17 protein-coding genes are annotated in these 15458 nt (G+C 64.2%); 6 read left to right on the forward strand and 11 right to left on the reverse strand.

What is annotated here, in order from left to right; all coding sequences use genetic code 11:
- Position 1 precedes the first annotated feature (1 nt).
- The 4 genes from J2S96_RS01215 to J2S96_RS01230 are packed head-to-tail and all read right to left on the reverse strand — an operon-like array spanning position 2 to position 4549.
- Complete coding sequence (locus tag J2S96_RS01215) at positions 2–1795, reverse strand: thiamine pyrophosphate-requiring protein (RefSeq protein ID WP_306859083.1); 1794 nt, start codon at positions 1793–1795, stop codon at positions 2–4.
- Positions 1796–1797: 2 nt separating this feature from the next.
- Positions 1798–3438, reverse strand: a complete 1641-nt coding sequence (locus tag J2S96_RS01220) for a GMC family oxidoreductase (protein WP_306859085.1) — start codon at positions 3436–3438, stop codon at positions 1798–1800.
- A complete protein-coding gene (locus tag J2S96_RS01225; RefSeq protein WP_306859087.1) occupies positions 3435–4097 on the reverse strand; it encodes a gluconate 2-dehydrogenase subunit 3 family protein in 663 nt (220 codons plus the stop codon). Before J2S96_RS01225 ends, J2S96_RS01220 begins: the two co-directional genes overlap by 4 nt.
- Entirely contained in the window at positions 4094–4549 is a 456-nt protein-coding gene (locus tag J2S96_RS01230; RefSeq protein WP_306859089.1) for a hypothetical protein, read from the reverse strand. The genes J2S96_RS01225 and J2S96_RS01230 overlap by 4 nt, the downstream gene beginning before the upstream one ends.
- A gap of 75 nt (positions 4550–4624) precedes the next feature.
- Between J2S96_RS01230 and J2S96_RS01235 the strand changes: the two genes are divergently transcribed.
- Complete coding sequence (locus J2S96_RS01235; protein WP_306859090.1) at positions 4625–5110, forward strand: MarR family winged helix-turn-helix transcriptional regulator; 486 nt, start codon at positions 4625–4627, stop codon at positions 5108–5110.
- On the opposite strand, the gene J2S96_RS01240 is transcribed toward J2S96_RS01235, so the two are convergent.
- Both J2S96_RS01240 and J2S96_RS01245 read right to left on the reverse strand, forming a co-directional pair.
- Entirely contained in the window at positions 5088–5438 is a 351-nt protein-coding gene (locus tag J2S96_RS01240) for a hypothetical protein (RefSeq protein ID WP_306859092.1), read from the reverse strand. The genes J2S96_RS01235 and J2S96_RS01240 overlap by 23 nt on opposite strands.
- Positions 5435–6451, reverse strand: a complete 1017-nt coding sequence (locus tag J2S96_RS01245) for an SDR family oxidoreductase (protein ID WP_306859094.1) — start codon at positions 6449–6451, stop codon at positions 5435–5437. The genes J2S96_RS01240 and J2S96_RS01245 overlap by 4 nt, the downstream gene beginning before the upstream one ends.
- Before the next feature lie 195 nt (positions 6452–6646).
- On the opposite strand from J2S96_RS01245, the gene J2S96_RS01250 reads away from it, so the two are divergent.
- Complete coding sequence (locus J2S96_RS01250) at positions 6647–6907, forward strand: SDR family NAD(P)-dependent oxidoreductase (protein WP_306859097.1); 261 nt, start codon at positions 6647–6649, stop codon at positions 6905–6907.
- 478 nt (positions 6908–7385) lie between these two features.
- Here J2S96_RS01250 and J2S96_RS01255 read toward each other — a convergent pair whose 3' ends face one another.
- Positions 7386–7964 (reverse strand): hypothetical protein, encoded by a 579-nt coding sequence (locus J2S96_RS01255; RefSeq protein ID WP_306859099.1) that lies wholly within the window; start codon positions 7962–7964, stop codon positions 7386–7388.
- 268 nt (positions 7965–8232) lie between these two features.
- Between J2S96_RS01255 and J2S96_RS01260 the strand changes: the two genes are divergently transcribed.
- From J2S96_RS01260 to J2S96_RS01270, 3 genes are all read left to right on the forward strand, one after another.
- On the forward strand, positions 8233–8394 hold the full coding sequence (locus J2S96_RS01260) for a hypothetical protein (protein WP_306859101.1): 162 nt from the start codon (positions 8233–8235) through the stop codon (positions 8392–8394).
- A 60-nt stretch (positions 8395–8454) separates the two neighbouring features.
- Positions 8455–8979, forward strand: a complete 525-nt coding sequence (locus tag J2S96_RS01265) for a flavin reductase family protein (protein WP_306859103.1) — start codon at positions 8455–8457, stop codon at positions 8977–8979.
- A 670-nt stretch (positions 8980–9649) separates the two neighbouring features.
- Positions 9650–10360: an SOS response-associated peptidase gene (locus tag J2S96_RS01270; RefSeq protein WP_306859105.1), complete on the forward strand. Its 711-nt coding sequence runs from the start codon at positions 9650–9652 to the stop codon at positions 10358–10360.
- Between the two features lie 27 nt (positions 10361–10387).
- On the opposite strand, the gene J2S96_RS01275 is transcribed toward J2S96_RS01270, so the two are convergent.
- Entirely contained in the window at positions 10388–10909 is a 522-nt protein-coding gene (locus J2S96_RS01275) for a TetR/AcrR family transcriptional regulator (protein WP_306859107.1), read from the reverse strand.
- A gap of 182 nt (positions 10910–11091) precedes the next feature.
- On the opposite strand from J2S96_RS01275, the gene J2S96_RS01280 reads away from it, so the two are divergent.
- Positions 11092–12651, forward strand: a complete 1560-nt coding sequence (locus J2S96_RS01280) for an MDR family MFS transporter (protein WP_306859109.1) — start codon at positions 11092–11094, stop codon at positions 12649–12651.
- Between the two features lie 10 nt (positions 12652–12661).
- On the opposite strand, the gene J2S96_RS01285 is transcribed toward J2S96_RS01280, so the two are convergent.
- From J2S96_RS01285 to J2S96_RS01295, 3 genes are all read right to left on the reverse strand, one after another.
- On the reverse strand, positions 12662–12877 hold the full coding sequence (locus J2S96_RS01285; protein ID WP_306859111.1) for a hypothetical protein: 216 nt from the start codon (positions 12875–12877) through the stop codon (positions 12662–12664).
- A gap of 154 nt (positions 12878–13031) precedes the next feature.
- On the reverse strand, positions 13032–13910 hold the full coding sequence (locus J2S96_RS01290) for a helix-turn-helix transcriptional regulator (protein ID WP_306859113.1): 879 nt from the start codon (positions 13908–13910) through the stop codon (positions 13032–13034).
- Between the two features lie 80 nt (positions 13911–13990).
- Entirely contained in the window at positions 13991–15226 is a 1236-nt protein-coding gene (locus J2S96_RS01295) for an MFS transporter (RefSeq protein WP_306859115.1), read from the reverse strand.
- Positions 15227–15458 lie beyond the last annotated feature (232 nt).

The following is a 15458-nucleotide window of genomic DNA, read 5'->3' on the forward strand; positions in this document are numbered from 1 at the left end:
GCTACTCCTTTCCGTGCGGCAGGAATTCCTGGGCCTTGACCTTGACGCCTTCCTTCACGAAGCCCCAAGCACGGTCATCGCCCTTCAGCACCGACTTCGCGCTATTGAGTGCTTGCTCGAACGTCGCGTGGGGCGGGATCGGCGGAACATCGGGATCGGTGCGCACGTCGAGGACCGTCGGCCTGCCGGCTGCGATGGCCTTCTCCCACGCGGCACCGAGATCGGCCGGGTCCGTCACACTGATGCCCTGCAGGCCCAAGCTGGATGCGAAAGCGGCGTAATCGACGTCGGGCAGTGTTTGCGACTCCCGGAAGGCCGGTACGCCGCCCATCGCGCGCATTTCCCAGGTGACCTGGTTGAGGTCGTCGTTGTGCAGTATCGCGACGACGAGCCTCGGGTCAGCCCATTCGTGCCAGTAGCGCTGGATGGTGATGAGCTCGGCCATGCCGTTCATTTGCATCGCACCGTCGCCGGCGAAAGCGATCACGGGCCGTCCCGGGTGGGCGAACTTCGCGCCGATCGCATAGGGCACGGCCGGTCCCATGGTCGCGAGGTTCCCGGATAGCGAGCCCCGGACGTCGCCGTGGAACTTCAATTGACGGGCGTACCAGTTGGCAGCCGACCCGGAATCCGCCGTCAGGATCGCGTCCTGGGGCAGCCTATCCGAGAGCTCGGAGAACAACCGCATCGGGTTGATCGGCTTCGCCTCGACCATCGCTTCGGCGCGCATGTTCTCCCACCAGCGCGCCACCTTGGTTTCGATGTCGTCGCGCCAAGTGCGGTCCTCTTTGCGCTTCAGGTGCGGAATCAGGGCACGCAGCGCGGTCGCGGAATCGGCGACGATGTTGAATTCGTACGGGTACCGCAGGCCGATCATGCCGGGATCGACGTCGATTTGCACGCCGCGCGCTTGCCCCGGTTCGGGCATGAACTGCGTGTACGGGAAGCTGGAGCCGACGGTCAGGAGGGTGTCGCAATCGCGCATCATTTCGTAGCTGGGCCGCGTGCCGAGCAGGCCGATTGAGCCGGTGACATACGGCAGGTCGTCCGGCAGCGAGTCCTTGCCGAGCAGCGCCTTCGCGACGCCCGCGCCCAGCAGTTCGGCGACCTCCCGGACCTCCGGAGCCGCTTCGCGCGCGCCGTGGCCGATCAGGATCGCCACTTTGCTGCCCGCGTTGAGCAATTCAGCGGCGCCGCGGATCGCGTCGTCGTCGGGCTGGATATCCGGCCACCGGATGCCAAGGCTCGAGGGCACCATCTTAAAGGCGTGCGACGGCGGGGTGTACTCGAGTTCCTGCACGTCGGCCGGGATGATGATGGCCGTCGGAGCCCGCTTGGCGAACGAGATCCGGATCGCGCGGTCCAGGACATTGGGCAGCTGCTCGGGAACGGTGACCATCTGGACGTACTCGGAAGCCACGTCCTTGAACAGGCTCAGGAGGTCGACTTCCTGCTGGTACGCGCCGCCCATCGCGCTGCGGGCCGTCTGCCCGACGATCGCCACCACCGGGACATGGTCCAGCTTCGCGTCGTACAAACCGTTGAGGAGGTGGATGGCGCCCGGGCCCGAAGTGGCCATGCAGACCCCGGCCTTGCCGGAGAACTTCGCGTAGCCGACGGCTTCGAAGGCACACATTTCCTCGTGCCGCGCCTGGATGAATTTCGGCTCATTTCCGGCCTTTCCGAAGGCTGCGAGGATCCCGTTGATGCCGTCCCCGGGGAAAGCGAACACCTTGTCCACGTCCCATTCGCGCAGACGGGCCAACAAGTAATCAGCAACTGTCTGTGATGCCATGATCAATCATTCCTTCCAGTCCTTGGTGTTTCCGCGAGTTTTTGGGCGGCGCGGGCCGCGACCGCCATGATCGTCAGCGCCGGGTTCGCGCTGCCTTGGGTAGGCAGGACGCTGCCGTCGGTGATTAACAGGTTCGGCACGGCGAAGCTTCGGCAGTCCTGGTCAACGACGCCGTGCTCTTCGTCTGCAGCCATCCGGGCGCCGCCCACGAGGTGCGCGTACCGCTTGATGGTGATGACCTCGTCCGCACCGGCAGCCTTCAGGATCCTCTCCATGACCGACTGGGCTGCTTCCATCAACGAGCGATCGTTGTCGCATTGGCTGTAGCTGAACCGCGCAACCGGCAGGTCGTACCGGTCCTTTTCCTCGGCCAACGTGACGCGGTTCCCTTCGAGCGGCAGGAATTCGCACAGCGCGCCGAGGCAGGCCCAGTGCACGTAGTCGCTCATGTACCGGCGGAGGTCCGCCCCCCAATGCCCTTGCGCGGCGACGTGCTCAGCCCAGGTGATGGGCAACGGCGAGACGGTCTGGATCGAGAATCCGCGCTTATACGGTTTGGATGGATCCGTTTCGTAGAAGTCCTCGGTGCTGACTTCCGGCGGCGGGGCCTTCCACATGCGGACTTCGTCGTCGAAACGCCCGGCAGTTTGCGGGGCGCCTTGGACCATGAGGTAGCGGCCCACTTGGTCGAAGTCGTTGCACATGCCCTCCGGGAAGCGGTCCGACGTGGAATTCAGCAACAGCCGCGGGGTTTCGATCGAGTAACCGGCGATCGCGACGTTCCGCGCACGCTGGTACCGTTCGCGCCCGCCCTGGACGTAATGCACGCCCGTGGCTTTGCCCGTCCGTTCGTCGAAGCCGATGCGCGTCACCATCGAATCGGCGCGGATTTCGGCGCCGTGGGCGAGCGCATCCGGAATATGCGTGATCAGGGGAGAGGCCTTCGCGTTCACCTTGCAGCCCTGAAGGCAGAACCCCCGATAGATGCAATGCGGCCTGTTCCCGAAGCGGCCGTTGGCGATCGCCACCGGACCGACTTTGGCCGTGACGCCGCAGGCACGGGCGCCCCGGAGGAAGAGCTCGCCGTTGCCCGAAACCGGGTGCGGCCGGTGCGGATACTTGTGCGGATCGCCCCACGGCCAAGCTTCGCCGGCCACGGGGAGTTCCGCTTCGATGTCTTCGTAGAAGGGCTTCAGATCCGCGTAGTCCAGCGGCCAGTCCGCGCCCACGCCGTCCGCCGTGAACGTGTGGAAGTCACTCGGATGGAAGCGTGGCGTGTATCCCGCGTAGTGAACCATGGAGCCGCCGACGCCGCGGCCCGAGTTGTTCGAACCAAGCGGCACAGGGTCCTCGCCGGCAATCACCCGCGGCTCGGTCCAATACAGGTGATGCGAACCGGCCTCGTCGCTCACCCAATCCTGCTCCGGATCCCAGAACGGACCCGCCTCCAGTCCGACCACTCGCCACCCCGCGCGGGCCAGCCGCTGCAGCACAGTCGAACCGCCCGCACCGCAGCCGACGACGACGATGTCCACCTCGTCCTGGTCCTCGAACCTACGCATGTGCTTGCGGAGGTCGTTGTTGCTGCCGGGGCCGGGCGGCAGGAGCCAGGCGGACTCGTTGCGCTGCCGGACGCGGTTCACGGCCGGTCCTGGTCTTGTGCCGGCCGGTCCGCTTTGACCGGGTCCTCCTGCGGGATCGCGTCTGCCACTTCGAAAGGCTCCCGCCGGTTCAGTCCAAGGTTCTTGTACCCGCGCGGATAAGCCGGTCCCGCGAAGCCGATCTCGTCCCACGCCCAGGGATGCGAGTAGAAGGCCGTGCACGCGTAGCGGGTCCAAAGCCCCCACACCCGGCTGGCCCGCATGCCTTGCCACGGCTGGTCGCCCAGGTCCTGGACGGCTTGAAGGACCACCGCTTGTTGGTGTTCGGGGCAATCGGCAAAGGGCTGGAAGAACTGCTCCTCTGCTGCGTGATCAAGGGCAGAGAGCGTTTTCCGCCAGGCCTCGCCGTCTTCCGGAAGATCGTCGTAGCGCCAGCCGTCCGTCTGGTTGTCGGCCAGGCGTGCGTCAACCATGTTCACCACCGGCACGCGGGGCTCCCCATGCTGATCAAGCAACTGGTCGAGGAGCGCCCTGGCCGTTGCCTCCTCCGTCGGAGTGAAGAAGCGAATGTCCGCCGGCAGCGCGATCCGGCCGAGGACGACTCCAGCCGTGGCCTGATCCCAATGGCCTGATTGCGCAAGGCTACTGAACCCCGGAAACCGTGCGCCGCCGTCGTCCTTGTCCAAAGGGAGCATGCTCATCGTTCCCGCCTCAGCACGGAAGCCAGCAGCCCCATGCCCCCGACGAAAGTCACCAGCAGCGGGGCGAGCAGCGGCGGTCCCATCTCGATGTTGTAGCGCAGGTTGGAGAAGCCGCCGGGCTTCTGGGCGATGCCGCGGGCGTGGAGGTACGTTCCCTGCAGGCCGTTGGCGACGATCGCCGCGCTCGCGATCGGTAGGGCCGTTTTGGCCATCCGGCGGCTGAAGATGCCCGCGATTCCGGCCGCCGCCCCGACCGGACCGAGCGCCACGGGAACCCACATCCATTTGTTCCCGAAGCTGGCTTTGTCGTGCTCGAAATAGATTTCGGCCGCCGTGACTAGCGCTCCGGCAGCGGTGAGCCCGGAGAGCGACCGTTCGAACCGGCCCGTCTTCACGTTGCGCACCATACGGTCGACGAGGTGGATCACTTCGCCCTCTGGCGGGTTTTTCACGGCTCGTTCCTCCTCAAAATATGTGCGGTCGGCCAAATATTGCGGGTTCGCAAATAGCGGGGTGATACTTGGTGCGTGGAGAGAGCTGAACGAGTTGACGCGGATACCCGGATCGATGCCGTCCTGCGGGCAGCCAATGTCTTGCTCCGCGTCGTGGCACAGTCTGTCGCCGAGGTTGAAGCCACGGTGACCAGCCCCCAGCTGCGCGTGCTCGTCATGATAGCGACGCGCGGGGCGCAGAATGCCGGTGCCGTCGCAGCCGAATTGGGTGTGCACCCGTCCAACGCCACCCGCACGTGCGACCGTTTGGTGAGGGCCGGACTGGTCGTGCGGCACGAGGCACCGGGGGACCGGCGATACGTCGCACTTTCCTTGACGCCGAAAGGGAAGTCCTTGGTCAGCACAGTCCTGGAACACCGGCGGGCAGCCGTCGCCGAAGTCATGGATCGAGTGCCCGAAGAGCTGCGGAACGCCGTCGCCATCGGCATGGGTGCGTTCGCCGCGGCCGACGGCGGCGAAGGGACCGAGGACGGGCGGTTCACGGTCGACCTCCGCAGCTGAGCTCTTCAGCTGCGAACTCGGCGGCGGCGAAGGCAAAGGCGACGGCCGCGCTCGCTAGTGCGGTAGTCCGGCGTCGGCGGTCCACCGTGGCGAGGACCACCATGCTGCCGGCGTGGAGCAGATCCACGCCACCGCTGGCGCGCCCCGATATAGGCGTTCGAAGCATCAAGAATGCTTGTACCAGATCCCGCGCACCGAGAACCCGGACGGCAAGCCTGGCGCGGCGGTCGGGAGCCGCGCCTACCAAACGGTGGAGCAGTGCGTCCGGCATCAAAAGTTCGCACGTACCCCATGCGAACCTGGCGATTTCCACCGCTGGGATGCTCACCGTTGTGCGCCTCGGGAGAGGATGACGCCGGTAATCGCCGCCGCGAAGAAGCCTGCCACCGTGGCGCTCACCGCGCCATGATGCTGGGAAGCCCAAAGTTGCATGCTCCGTGTCGAGGATCGGGAATCGAAGATGCCGTGCGTCCCGAAGTCCCTGTCCGCGTCTGCGGGCTCCCAGAGATTGGCGGGCTGATCAGGCTTTTTCGGATCCGGGGTCTGCTGGGATTTGAAGCCCGACTTAGCCAAGTACCGGTCGAGCAGGCCCGGCACCAGGGCGTTCGCGATGAGGGTTCCCATGGTGCTGCCGCCCACCCAGTACTCGCGCCGCTTCGGATGGTCCGCCGCATAGACCACGGCCTTGGCGGCGACTTCGGGCTGGTAGATCGGGGGCACGGGTTGCGCTTGACGGGGGAGCTTGGAGAGCACCCAAGAAAACTGTGGCGTGTTGACCGCGGGCATTTGGACCATTGTGGTGTGGATGCCGCTGGCGTCGTGCAGGAGCTCGCATCGCAGCGACTCATTGAAGCCCTGGATTGCGTGTTTGGAGCCGCAGTAGGCGCTTTGCAGCGGGATGCCGCGGTAGGCGAGGGCTGAGCCGACATGGACGATGACACCGCGGTTACGAGTGCGCATGTGCTTTAAAGCCGCCATTGTTCCGTACACATAGCCGAGGTAACTGACCTCGGTCACACGCTTGAACTCGTCGGGCCGCATCTCGGAGAACGGGGAGAAGACCGAGGTGAAGGCTACGTTGACCCAGATGTCGATCGGTCCGAGTTCACTCTCGATTCGCTCCGCGGCTGCTCCCACAGCCTCTGCGTCCGCGACATCGACGCCCAGCGTCCAAGCCTTTCCGCCTGCAGCTTCGACTTCCCGCGCGGCTCCGGCCAATCCTGCCTCGCCGCGGGCAAGCAGTGCAACCACGTCTCCTTGGCGGGCGAAAGCAATGGCTGATGCCCGCCCGATTCCACCGCTGGCTCCAGTGATGACGACGATGCGCCCGGTTCGGTCCATAAGATGACTCCTTGGCGTGCAAGCAATTTCGTCCGCACCCCGGCCTGTCAGCCGATCGCCGAACCTGGTCCCAGTAGATCTTCAATCTATCGGGAACCTTTGCGCTTGCGCAACGGTACGTAGGCTTAGAATTTCCGGACCTGGCTCCAGGAAGCTATATCCGCGGCGCGCGCTGGGTGGACCACGATCGCTACTATGCGGGATCTTTCACGGTCAGGAGCCCTCCAAGCGGCAGCGCATGAGGCGGGTGTGGCGGTATCTCTCAGGGCCCTCGATGTCACCGACGAGGCCGCTGTTCTCCGCGAAGTTGCCCATGTTGCGGATCGGCACGGGCGGCTGGACGCTGTGGTGAACAATGCTGGCAGGGCTGCGGTCGGAACTGTTGAGTCGCTGACCCTGGTGACTTTCGGGCAGCGATGGAGTCTCCAGCGGGTTTACGGCAAACGCCGGCGTTGATCCGACCGCCATGATCGCCGGGGCAGGAGTCTATTCCCCGGCCTTGTCCGCATACATCAGCCGAACAACGGTGCAGTTCGCCAGCACGAGTGCGCAGTCCCCGGAGGAGGTAGCAGAGTTGGTGCTGTCTACTCTTGAGGGCGCAGGTCCTGACTTCCGGATCCAGACATCGGACTGGGCCCGGAATTTCGTTGCGACCAAGATCCGTGACCTCACTGGGGACAGTGTCACGGCCGTCATGGTCCGAGGGGGAACGAGCACCAGGGAGAGTAACCTTCGGCTGCTGGCGGCGCACCGCGCAGCGGTGGAGGCCAACCTGGCCGAGCAGCAGGAGTACCTTCGGGCGATATCCGCAAAAATCGACTTCTACCTAAACCAAAGACAGCTTGAAACCGTCGAACCAGAACTTAACGATGACGCAGGTGCGGGCCGTCTTCGACTGATCGGAGGCTTGCCCTGGGTGCCGGAGGGCACGGAATTACGTGGCTGTGGCTGTGTCCGGATCACTGTCTGGCTGGGCGACGATTTCGATGGCGGCGGGATTCATGCGGGGCTCGTCGGCCCCGGCATGTTCTTTCATTAGCGACGCGAGGCGTTCGCAGCTCCGCCGAAGCGCTTCAAGCTCCCGCTGGGCGTATTCATCGATTGTCTCGAGAATCCAGGCCTGGACCTCTGCGGAGCTGTCTTCGACTTGGTACTCGTGGTTCAGGGTTACCACGGAGGATGCCGGGCCGGTGCTTGGACGTTGGGTGGCGTCGTCAACCTGCCAACTTCCTGCGGTCCTCAGGGTTGGCGCATCCGGGCTGGAGTGCTTGAAGTGGATTCGGCGTCTTTCAGGGTCTATGACGCGCTGGAAGTTGGTGGAGGTGATGCCGCCGTGGGCAGCGACGGAGATCCGGGTTTCGTGTGCCAGGTCGTCACCGCTGATTTGCTCGGCGTAGACCGTGAGTCCTTCGAGGTCCGGCCAATGTGAGCTGGAGCGAAGCAGGGTGAAGACGAGCCCCGCGGGCGCGTCTATTACCAACTGGTGAGTCGTGTCGCGCGTGGCATTAGACAAGGCCCTCTCCTCCTCCTGCTGTGGGTGTTATTGCAGGCTAAGCGATGGAAATCGACATGCGGAGGGAAAGTGTCGCGGTGCGTCACTGTGGGCAACGCGAGGTAACACTCCATCCGGTGACGGCCGTGTGACGCGACTGCCGATGACGTTTCGTGTACGCGTGTATCTCCGGATTTCCGGTGATTTCACCGGGCTTTGACCCGTCCGGAACAAGTCCGGATAGTTGCTCACACCAGCACAGAATCCGAGTCATTTTCGAGGGGTAGCCATGTCCAATCGTCCGTTCAATCCCGGCCCGGCGGCGGCACTAGCAGCCATAGTTCTGCTGGGTCTGGAAGCCGACCCGGACACCATCGGTGCACTGGCCTTCACCAAGCGCCTCCGGCCACGACCGGATGATGGCCCCCGTCCCCGATCTTCCTACCGCTGAGCCCGGGCACAACAGCCCGCGGCAAATGATCCTCTCGACCCATAACGCAAAGGACACCCCATGACGACACACTTGGACATAAGCCCCCGCAGGCTTCGCTCGATTCTTGGGCACTTCGCCACAGGCCTGACCGTCATTACCGCTCAAACCGAGAACGGTTTGGCAGGCTTCACTTGCCAGTCGTTCTCCTCGCTGTCACTGGAACCTGCCTTGGTGACCTTTAGTCCTTCACGGACCTCCACCACGTGGCCCCTGCTACGTAAGGCAGGACGATTTACCGTCAATATCCTCCCCACCGAACACCGCCACGTCGCCGCCCAGTTCGCACGGTCTGGTGCAGAGAAATTTGCCGGCGTCGCCCACACGCCGTCTCCACTAGGCAATCCCATACTCGCTGACGCCCTGGCCTGGATCGACTGCGAGCTCCATCAAGAGCACGCCGGTGGGGACCACACCATTGTCGTCGCATCGGTCCGGTCCCTCGGCGCTCGGCCGGATGGAGAACCGCTGCTCTTCTTCAGGGGAGAGTATTTCGGTTTGCCGTCCAAGGTCCGGCCGATTGAAAGCGTGCCCCAATCCCGCTGAGTGACCGTCAAGCTAGCGGCGGCGCAACCTGCCCGGCCCGCACTTGCCGTAAAGATTTCGTAAAGATACTGCCGAAAGTCGAGAGCGGGCTCTGACCTGCCGATACTTTGGAGAGTCGCCGTCTCCTGAGGTTCCCCCAATGGCTCAGGAGACGGCGCATCCGAGTGCGCGGTCTGCTTGGGGGGATCCCTTGGAGACCGGATTAGCCGTCGACGCGAGTTGTCACAACCGTCGGATCCGTGACGGCTTGTGGCGACGCTTCGCGTGCTCTCCATGCGCGTGTCCGGCAAGCGCCCGAGCAATAGCGACGATCGGACCGCGAGACCCGGCGCACGTCCGGCGGGAATATCCGGCCGCATTCGGCGCACCGCGGCGCACCATCCTCTCCCAGGGAGAGAAGCCGTTCCAACTCAGCAAGGTTCGCGGCGGCGGTGCGACGTCGGTGGCGGTACACCTGGTCCCGGCACGTGGCCGAACAGTACACAGCATCCTTACGTTTGCTGCCGCCCATAAACCGGCCGCAATAGATGCACTGCTTCCTCTTTGCCCGGCCGGGAGATAAAGGATCTGATGCTTCCACGGTTCAAGGGTCCACCCGGCAGCACCGGTCGGCAAGCATTCACGGACGCTGTCTCCTGACAGCATTGGGATGCTGCGGCATGATGAAGTGATGTGCGGACGCTACGTTGTTTCGAAATCGACTGCGGACTTGATGGCCGCCTTCGACGTCAGAGAGTCCTACGTCGAGGAGCTGAAGCCTTCCTACAATGTGGCTCCCACTGACACCGTGCCGTTGATCCTGGACCGCAGTTCGGGCGACCGCGAGCCGGTGACGAGGAGGTTGGTCTCCGCCCGCTGGGGTTTGGTGCCGTCGTGGGCGAAAGACCCGAAAGGTGGTGCTCGGCTGATCAACGCGCGGATGGAGACTGTCACCGGGAAGCCGTCCTTCCGGAAGGCGGCCTCGGCCAGGCGAGGGTTGCTTGCCGGCGATGGTTACTACGAGTGGGAGAAGAAGCCCGGTGGCGGGAAGATCCCGACGTACCTGCATGATGCCGATGACCGGATCCTGGCGTTTGCGGCGTTGTTCGAGAACTGGCCGGACCCGGCATTGCCCGAGGGACACCCTGACAAGTGGTTGCGGACGGCCACGATCATCACGACCGCGGCCTCGGACGCGCTCGGCCACATCCATGACCGCACACCGCTGATCGTTCCGCCGGAGATGTTCACGGACTGGCTCGACCCTGAAACGACCTCCGAGGCAGATGTCCGCGCCCTGCTGGACTCCATGCCAGAGCCCCATCTTGTGCCCCGGGTGGTGAGCGACAAGGTCAATTCCGTGCGGAACAACGGCCCGGAGCTCATCGAGCCAGCCGCTTGAGCACGAAGTCCTGCGCCCTTGTCTTCCTCAGAATCCAGGAGGGAGCAGGCCTGTTGAAATTCTGGCCGCGGCGTCGAGGATGTCCTCCTCATCGGCGTCGAGGTCGCGAGCGGCGATGCCGAGCATGTTGATGGTCAGCAACGCGAAGCGGACCCGCAGTTGGTCCTCTACGCTCGCGCCGGGAGGGGTGAGGATCGAGAAGAGTTCGACGACGGCGGACGCCATCCCCTCACGCTGTCCTTCCTCGGATTTGAGTTCGCGGACCAGCCGGTAGTTGGAGCCGAGGAAACGGAACATGCGCAGCCCTTGGGCATGCACGATCTCGGTCCACCGGGCAATGACGGTCCTCCTCAGCTCAGGGCCGGGCTCCTGCGTCCGTGCCCAGTCGACGAGATCAGTGATCTGCCCTCGCATGGTCTCCATCAGGGCACGCAGGATGTCTTCCTTGCTCTTGAAGTGGTAGTAAAGGGCCGCCTTCGTGAAGCCGAGCTCCTCCGCTATCTGTCGCATCGACGTCGACTCGTAGCCGTGTTCGGAAAACAGGCGCAAAGCAACCGCCTGAATGTTTTCTCGGGTCCCGCCTACGGGTGAAACAGGAGCGTCGCTTTTATGTGTCATCGGAGCCGTTTTTCCTTCTCGCGCGGCCATCTTGCTAACTAACCGGCCGGTAAGTACCATACTAACCGAGCGGTAAGTGAACCGCAAAGAAATACTTCCTAAGGATGCCCCGCATGAAAGCTGACCAGGATCCCTTGTCCACCCGGCTCACACCACGCCAGATCGTCACCGCGATGAGTGGGTTGATTATTGCCATGTTGCTCGCGCAGCTGGACAACATGATCGTTGCCCCCGCGCTTCCGACCATCGTCGGCGACCTGGGCGGAATGGACCACCTCGCGTGGGTCACCACCGGATATGTCCTCGCCTCGACAGTCGCGACGCCGATCTGGGGCAAGCTTGGCGACATCTTCGGGCACCGGCGCACGTTCATGATCTCGATCGCGGTCTTCCTGCTGGGGTCCGCTCTCTGCGGCATGAGCCAGGACATGGCCGAACTCATCGGCTTCCGTGCCTTCCAAGGCCTGGGTGCGGGCGGCCTCATGGTCGGCATCATGGCCGCGATCGGGCTGATGGTGCCGCCCCGGGAGCGCGGCAAGTACCAGGGAATCATGATGGCCGTCATGCCGCTGGCTATGATCGGCGGGCCTCTGCTGGGTGGGTTCATCACCGATAACGCATCGTGGCGCTGGGCGTTCTACGTCAACCTCCCCTTGGGCATTCTTTCCCTGGTCGTCTGCTGGTTCACCCTCAAACTTCCCCGCCAGGAGCGGACAGCCAAGGTACGGATCGACTGGTGGGGCTCGGCGGTTCTGAGTGTCTGGATCACCGCGCTCGTGCTCATGCTCAGCTGGGGTGGCAGCCAGTACGATTGGAACTCCCCGCAGATCATCGGCCTCGGCGTGACGGCCGCCCTCGGACTTGTCGTCTTCCTGGTCATCGAAAACAAGGCCGCCGAACCGGTCATCCCGCTTCGCCTGTTCAGCAGCAGCAACTTCTCCCTCGCCAACGCGCTCGGCTTCATTGTCGGGTTCGCCATGTTCGGTGGCATCACCTTCCTGCCTCAGTTCCAGCAGTACGTTCAGGGCCAGTCCGCCACGAGCAGCGGACTCCTGCTGATGCCGATGATGATCGCGGCCATGATCGTCTCGCTCAGCGGCGGTCTCATCATCACCCGGACGGGACACTACAAATCGCTCCCGATCATCGGGTCCGCACTCATGGCTTTTGGCCTCTTCCTCTTCTCGACCATGGGCTTGGATACGCCGGCTTGGCAGTCGGGTGTCTACATGGCGATCCTCGGTGCGGGCATGGGCTGCATGATGCAGACCACCAACCTGATCGCACAGAACAGTGTGAACATCAGGGATATCGGCGCGGCCACTGGCACGAGCACCTTCGCCAGGAATATGGGCGGGTCCCTCGGGATCTCGGTCCTCGGCTCGATCTACGCTAACCGCCTGGTTGACACCATGGGCAAGGCTGGCGGCTCCGGCAGCGTCCACCAGAGCGGTCAGATCACGCCCGCAGCCCTGCACTCAATGCCTGCGGCAATCCAGGACTTGTTCAAAACGGCCGTGACGAGCGGCATCCAGAGCGTCTTCTTCTGGGCGGCTCTTGTCGCTGCGGTCGGCTTCCTCTTGGCCCTGTTCATCCGCCACGTACCGCTGCGCGGCCACGCCCCGACGCCCACCGAGGCCGTCGAGGCAACGGCGGAGGAACTGGCTTTCTAACCGCGTTTGTTCACTGAGGTCGGTTTTCCGTGCCGTCCACGAAGGAAACCCGACCCGTGTACTGCTCGTATAACTTCACGGCCTCGTCCAGGTTGATGTGGCCGATGTCTAAAGAAACGGCAAGACCCTCGAGCTGGGCGCAGCAGCTTTCAGCTGCGCTGACCCTGTCCGCGACCGCGCGGGAGGTCGCGAAGTTGGTGGCAAGCGCCGCGGCAACCGACTGCATCGTTGGGTGTTGACCTGGTTCTGCTGCTTGGCTCCTGGTTTGCCGGAGGCACTGAATCCGTTGTGGAAACCACTACCCGTCGGTTTGCAGGCCCCGTCATTACGGCGTCGCAGCACCAGAAGCGTTGCCGGGTGGACGGGGCCACAGTGTCTGGTCAGTCGTTTCTCAGGGCTGCCGGGCTGTGTGAGGCTTCCCAGGAAGCGAGAAGGCGGAGCCGCTCGGCGGAGGGTGATCCGGGTTCTGCTGTGTAGACAAGGAGCACGTGGCCGGGTTCGGCGGTGATGGCGAGTTCTTCGTAGGCGAACGTTACTTCGCCGACGATCGGGTGGTTGAAGCGTTTGGTTCCTGTCCCGTGGGTGCGAACGTCGTGTGCTCCCCAGAGACGCCGGAACACTTCGCTTCGGGTGGAGAGTTCGCCGACGAGGTCTTGGAGGTTTTTGTCGTGGGGGTCGCGTCCGGCTTCGGCGCGCATGACGCCGACGCACATTTCGGCGAAGAGCTCCCAGTCGGGATAGAAATCGCGTGACGCGGGGTCGAGGAACTGGAAGCGGGCGAGGTTGGGGGTGCGTCCGCCATCGCCGATGACTGGGGAGTAGAAGGCGCGGCCGAGCTCATTTGTTGCCAGCAGGTCCTGGTGGGCGTTGCGGACGAACGCGATGCCGTCGGTGATGGCGTTCAGGGTCCACTGAAGGCTGGGGCGTGTCGCCGGGTTGATGGTGGTGCGACGGCGGGGACGGCCGGAGGTCGGGATTCCGTCCGCTGCGCGGGCGAGATCGAGGAGGTGGGCCCGTTCGGTGTCGTCGAGTTGCAGGGCGCTGGAGATTGCGTCGAGGACCGATGCGGACGCGCCGGCAATCGCGCCGCGTTCTAGTTTGGAGTAGTACTCGACGCTGACCCCGGCGAGCATGGCGACCTCGGAACGGCGCAACCCGCTCACGCGCCGGTTCGGTCCGGCGGGGATTCCGGCGAGCTCGGGGGAGAGCTTCGCCCTTCGTGACATGAGGTACTCGCGGACCTCGGCTTTGTTGTCCATGCAGTCAACGGTACGTCCGGCGGCGCAGATCAGGGATTCCCTGTGGGTACACCTCTCATGCGATCCTTCTGCGGGCTGGCCTACCGGCTCGTTCCTCGAGGGGTGACCCGAGTGGTTACGGCTGCCAAGAGGGAAGCCAGCAGTAGCACGGCGGTGCTGGCCAGGAATGTGGATTGGTAGCCGAGGGAATCGAACAGAAGGCCGCCCAGGGTCGAACCGAGGGCAATGCAAGTTTGGACGACCGCGACCATCAGGCCGCCGCCTTGTTCGGCGTTGTGGGGCATGGCTTCGGCCACCCAGCTCCACCAGCCGACGGGCGCCGAGGTCCCCAGCAGTCCCCACAGGCCCAGTAGGCCGACGGCGGCGGCGAACCAGGCGCCAAAGGGGATGAGGGAGACGGCGATGAGGGCCATGAGGGCGGGGATGATAGTCAAGGTCCGGTACAGGCCCGGTCCGAGGAATCGGCCGATCAGCACGGTGCCGAGGAATCCAGTCACTCCGAGCACGAGCAGGACGAGGGAAACCGCGGTGACGTTGAGATGGGTCACGGTCTCAAGGAACGGCCGGATATAGGTGAACAGGATGAATTGGCCCATGAAGAAGGTGCCACAGGCTGCCATGCCCCAAGCAACGGAGCGGTTACGCAGGGCGGTGAAGATCGTGAAGAGGTCGCGGGCCGTCGTCGACCGCCGGGTGACCGGCAAGGAAGGCAGGCTGATCCCCAACCAGACCAGGCAGAGGGCGGACACCGGTACCAGGCAGAAGAACGCGCCCCGCCATCCGATCAGGGAACCGAGGTAGCTGCCCAAGGGTGCTGCCAGTACGGTGGCGAGGGCGTTGCCGCCGTTGACGATCGCCAGCGCGCGGGGTACGCGGCTGGCCGGCACGAGGCGCATGGCGCTGGCAGCCGACATAGACCAGAAGCCGCCGATGACCACTCCGATGAACGCCCGGCCGATCATGAAAGGCAGGTAGCCCGGGGCGAGGGCGATAAGAGCGCCTGACACTCCCATCAGCGCCGTGAGGCCGATCAGCAGCGTCTTGCGGTTCATGCCGGCGGCCAGTGTGGAGATCGACAAGCTCGTCAGTACGGCGAACAGCCCTGAGATCGCAATGCCTTGCCCGACCATACCTTCGGAGACGTTGAGGTCGGCCGCCATTGGCGTGAGAAGGCTCACTGGCATGAATTCGGAGGCGACGAGCGCGAAGGCGCCGAACGACAGGGCAAAAACCCCGGCCCAGTGCGCGGAGCGGTGCTCGTCGCCGCTCGGGTCTTGGGCCCGGGGGTGAGGGATGACGGAAGTATCCGATGCCATGAATTTCTCTCTGGTTGCAGCTCAACTTTCGTCATCAATCGGACCATGATCCGCCGCTCCTGAGGGAGTCCCGGCTGATGGGCGTACTGGCAGGGAATCCCTGATCAGGAGAACACCGGGCCCTGGGAGCAGTTGGCGTATGTCGCTCATTGTGACTGGAGCTTCAGGCGCGGGAGGATCGATGAGTGGTGCCCCTGATCACTGCCTAAACCAGGAACTGGTTAGTCGCGCA

Source organism: Arthrobacter bambusae (assembly GCF_030812595.1).
GTDB lineage: Bacteria > Actinomycetota > Actinomycetes > Actinomycetales > Micrococcaceae > Arthrobacter > Arthrobacter bambusae_B.

Excerpts from the sequence above, each read along its gene's own strand:
- J2S96_RS01295 (WP_306859115.1), bottom strand. The coding sequence starts at position 15,226 with ATGGCATCGGATACTTCCGTCATCCCTCACCCCCGGGCCCAAGACCCG.
- J2S96_RS01280 (WP_306859109.1), top strand. The coding sequence starts at position 11,092 with ATGAAAGCTGACCAGGATCCCTTGTCCACCCGGCTCACACCACGCCAG.
- J2S96_RS01260 (WP_306859101.1), top strand. The coding sequence starts at position 8,233 with ATGTCCAATCGTCCGTTCAATCCCGGCCCGGCGGCGGCACTAGCAGCC.
- J2S96_RS01265 (WP_306859103.1), top strand. The coding sequence starts at position 8,455 with ATGACGACACACTTGGACATAAGCCCCCGCAGGCTTCGCTCGATTCTT.
- J2S96_RS01250 (WP_306859097.1), top strand. The coding sequence starts at position 6,647 with ATGCGGGATCTTTCACGGTCAGGAGCCCTCCAAGCGGCAGCGCATGAG.
- J2S96_RS01245 (WP_306859094.1), bottom strand. The coding sequence starts at position 6,451 with ATGGACCGAACCGGGCGCATCGTCGTCATCACTGGAGCCAGCGGTGGA.
- J2S96_RS01290 (WP_306859113.1), bottom strand. The coding sequence starts at position 13,910 with ATGGACAACAAAGCCGAGGTCCGCGAGTACCTCATGTCACGAAGGGCG.
- J2S96_RS01285 (WP_306859111.1), bottom strand. The coding sequence starts at position 12,877 with ATGCAGTCGGTTGCCGCGGCGCTTGCCACCAACTTCGCGACCTCCCGC.
- J2S96_RS01215 (WP_306859083.1), bottom strand. The coding sequence starts at position 1,795 with ATGGCATCACAGACAGTTGCTGATTACTTGTTGGCCCGTCTGCGCGAA.
- J2S96_RS01270 (WP_306859105.1), top strand. The coding sequence starts at position 9,650 with ATGTGCGGACGCTACGTTGTTTCGAAATCGACTGCGGACTTGATGGCC.
- J2S96_RS01225 (WP_306859087.1), bottom strand. The coding sequence starts at position 4,097 with ATGAGCATGCTCCCTTTGGACAAGGACGACGGCGGCGCACGGTTTCCG.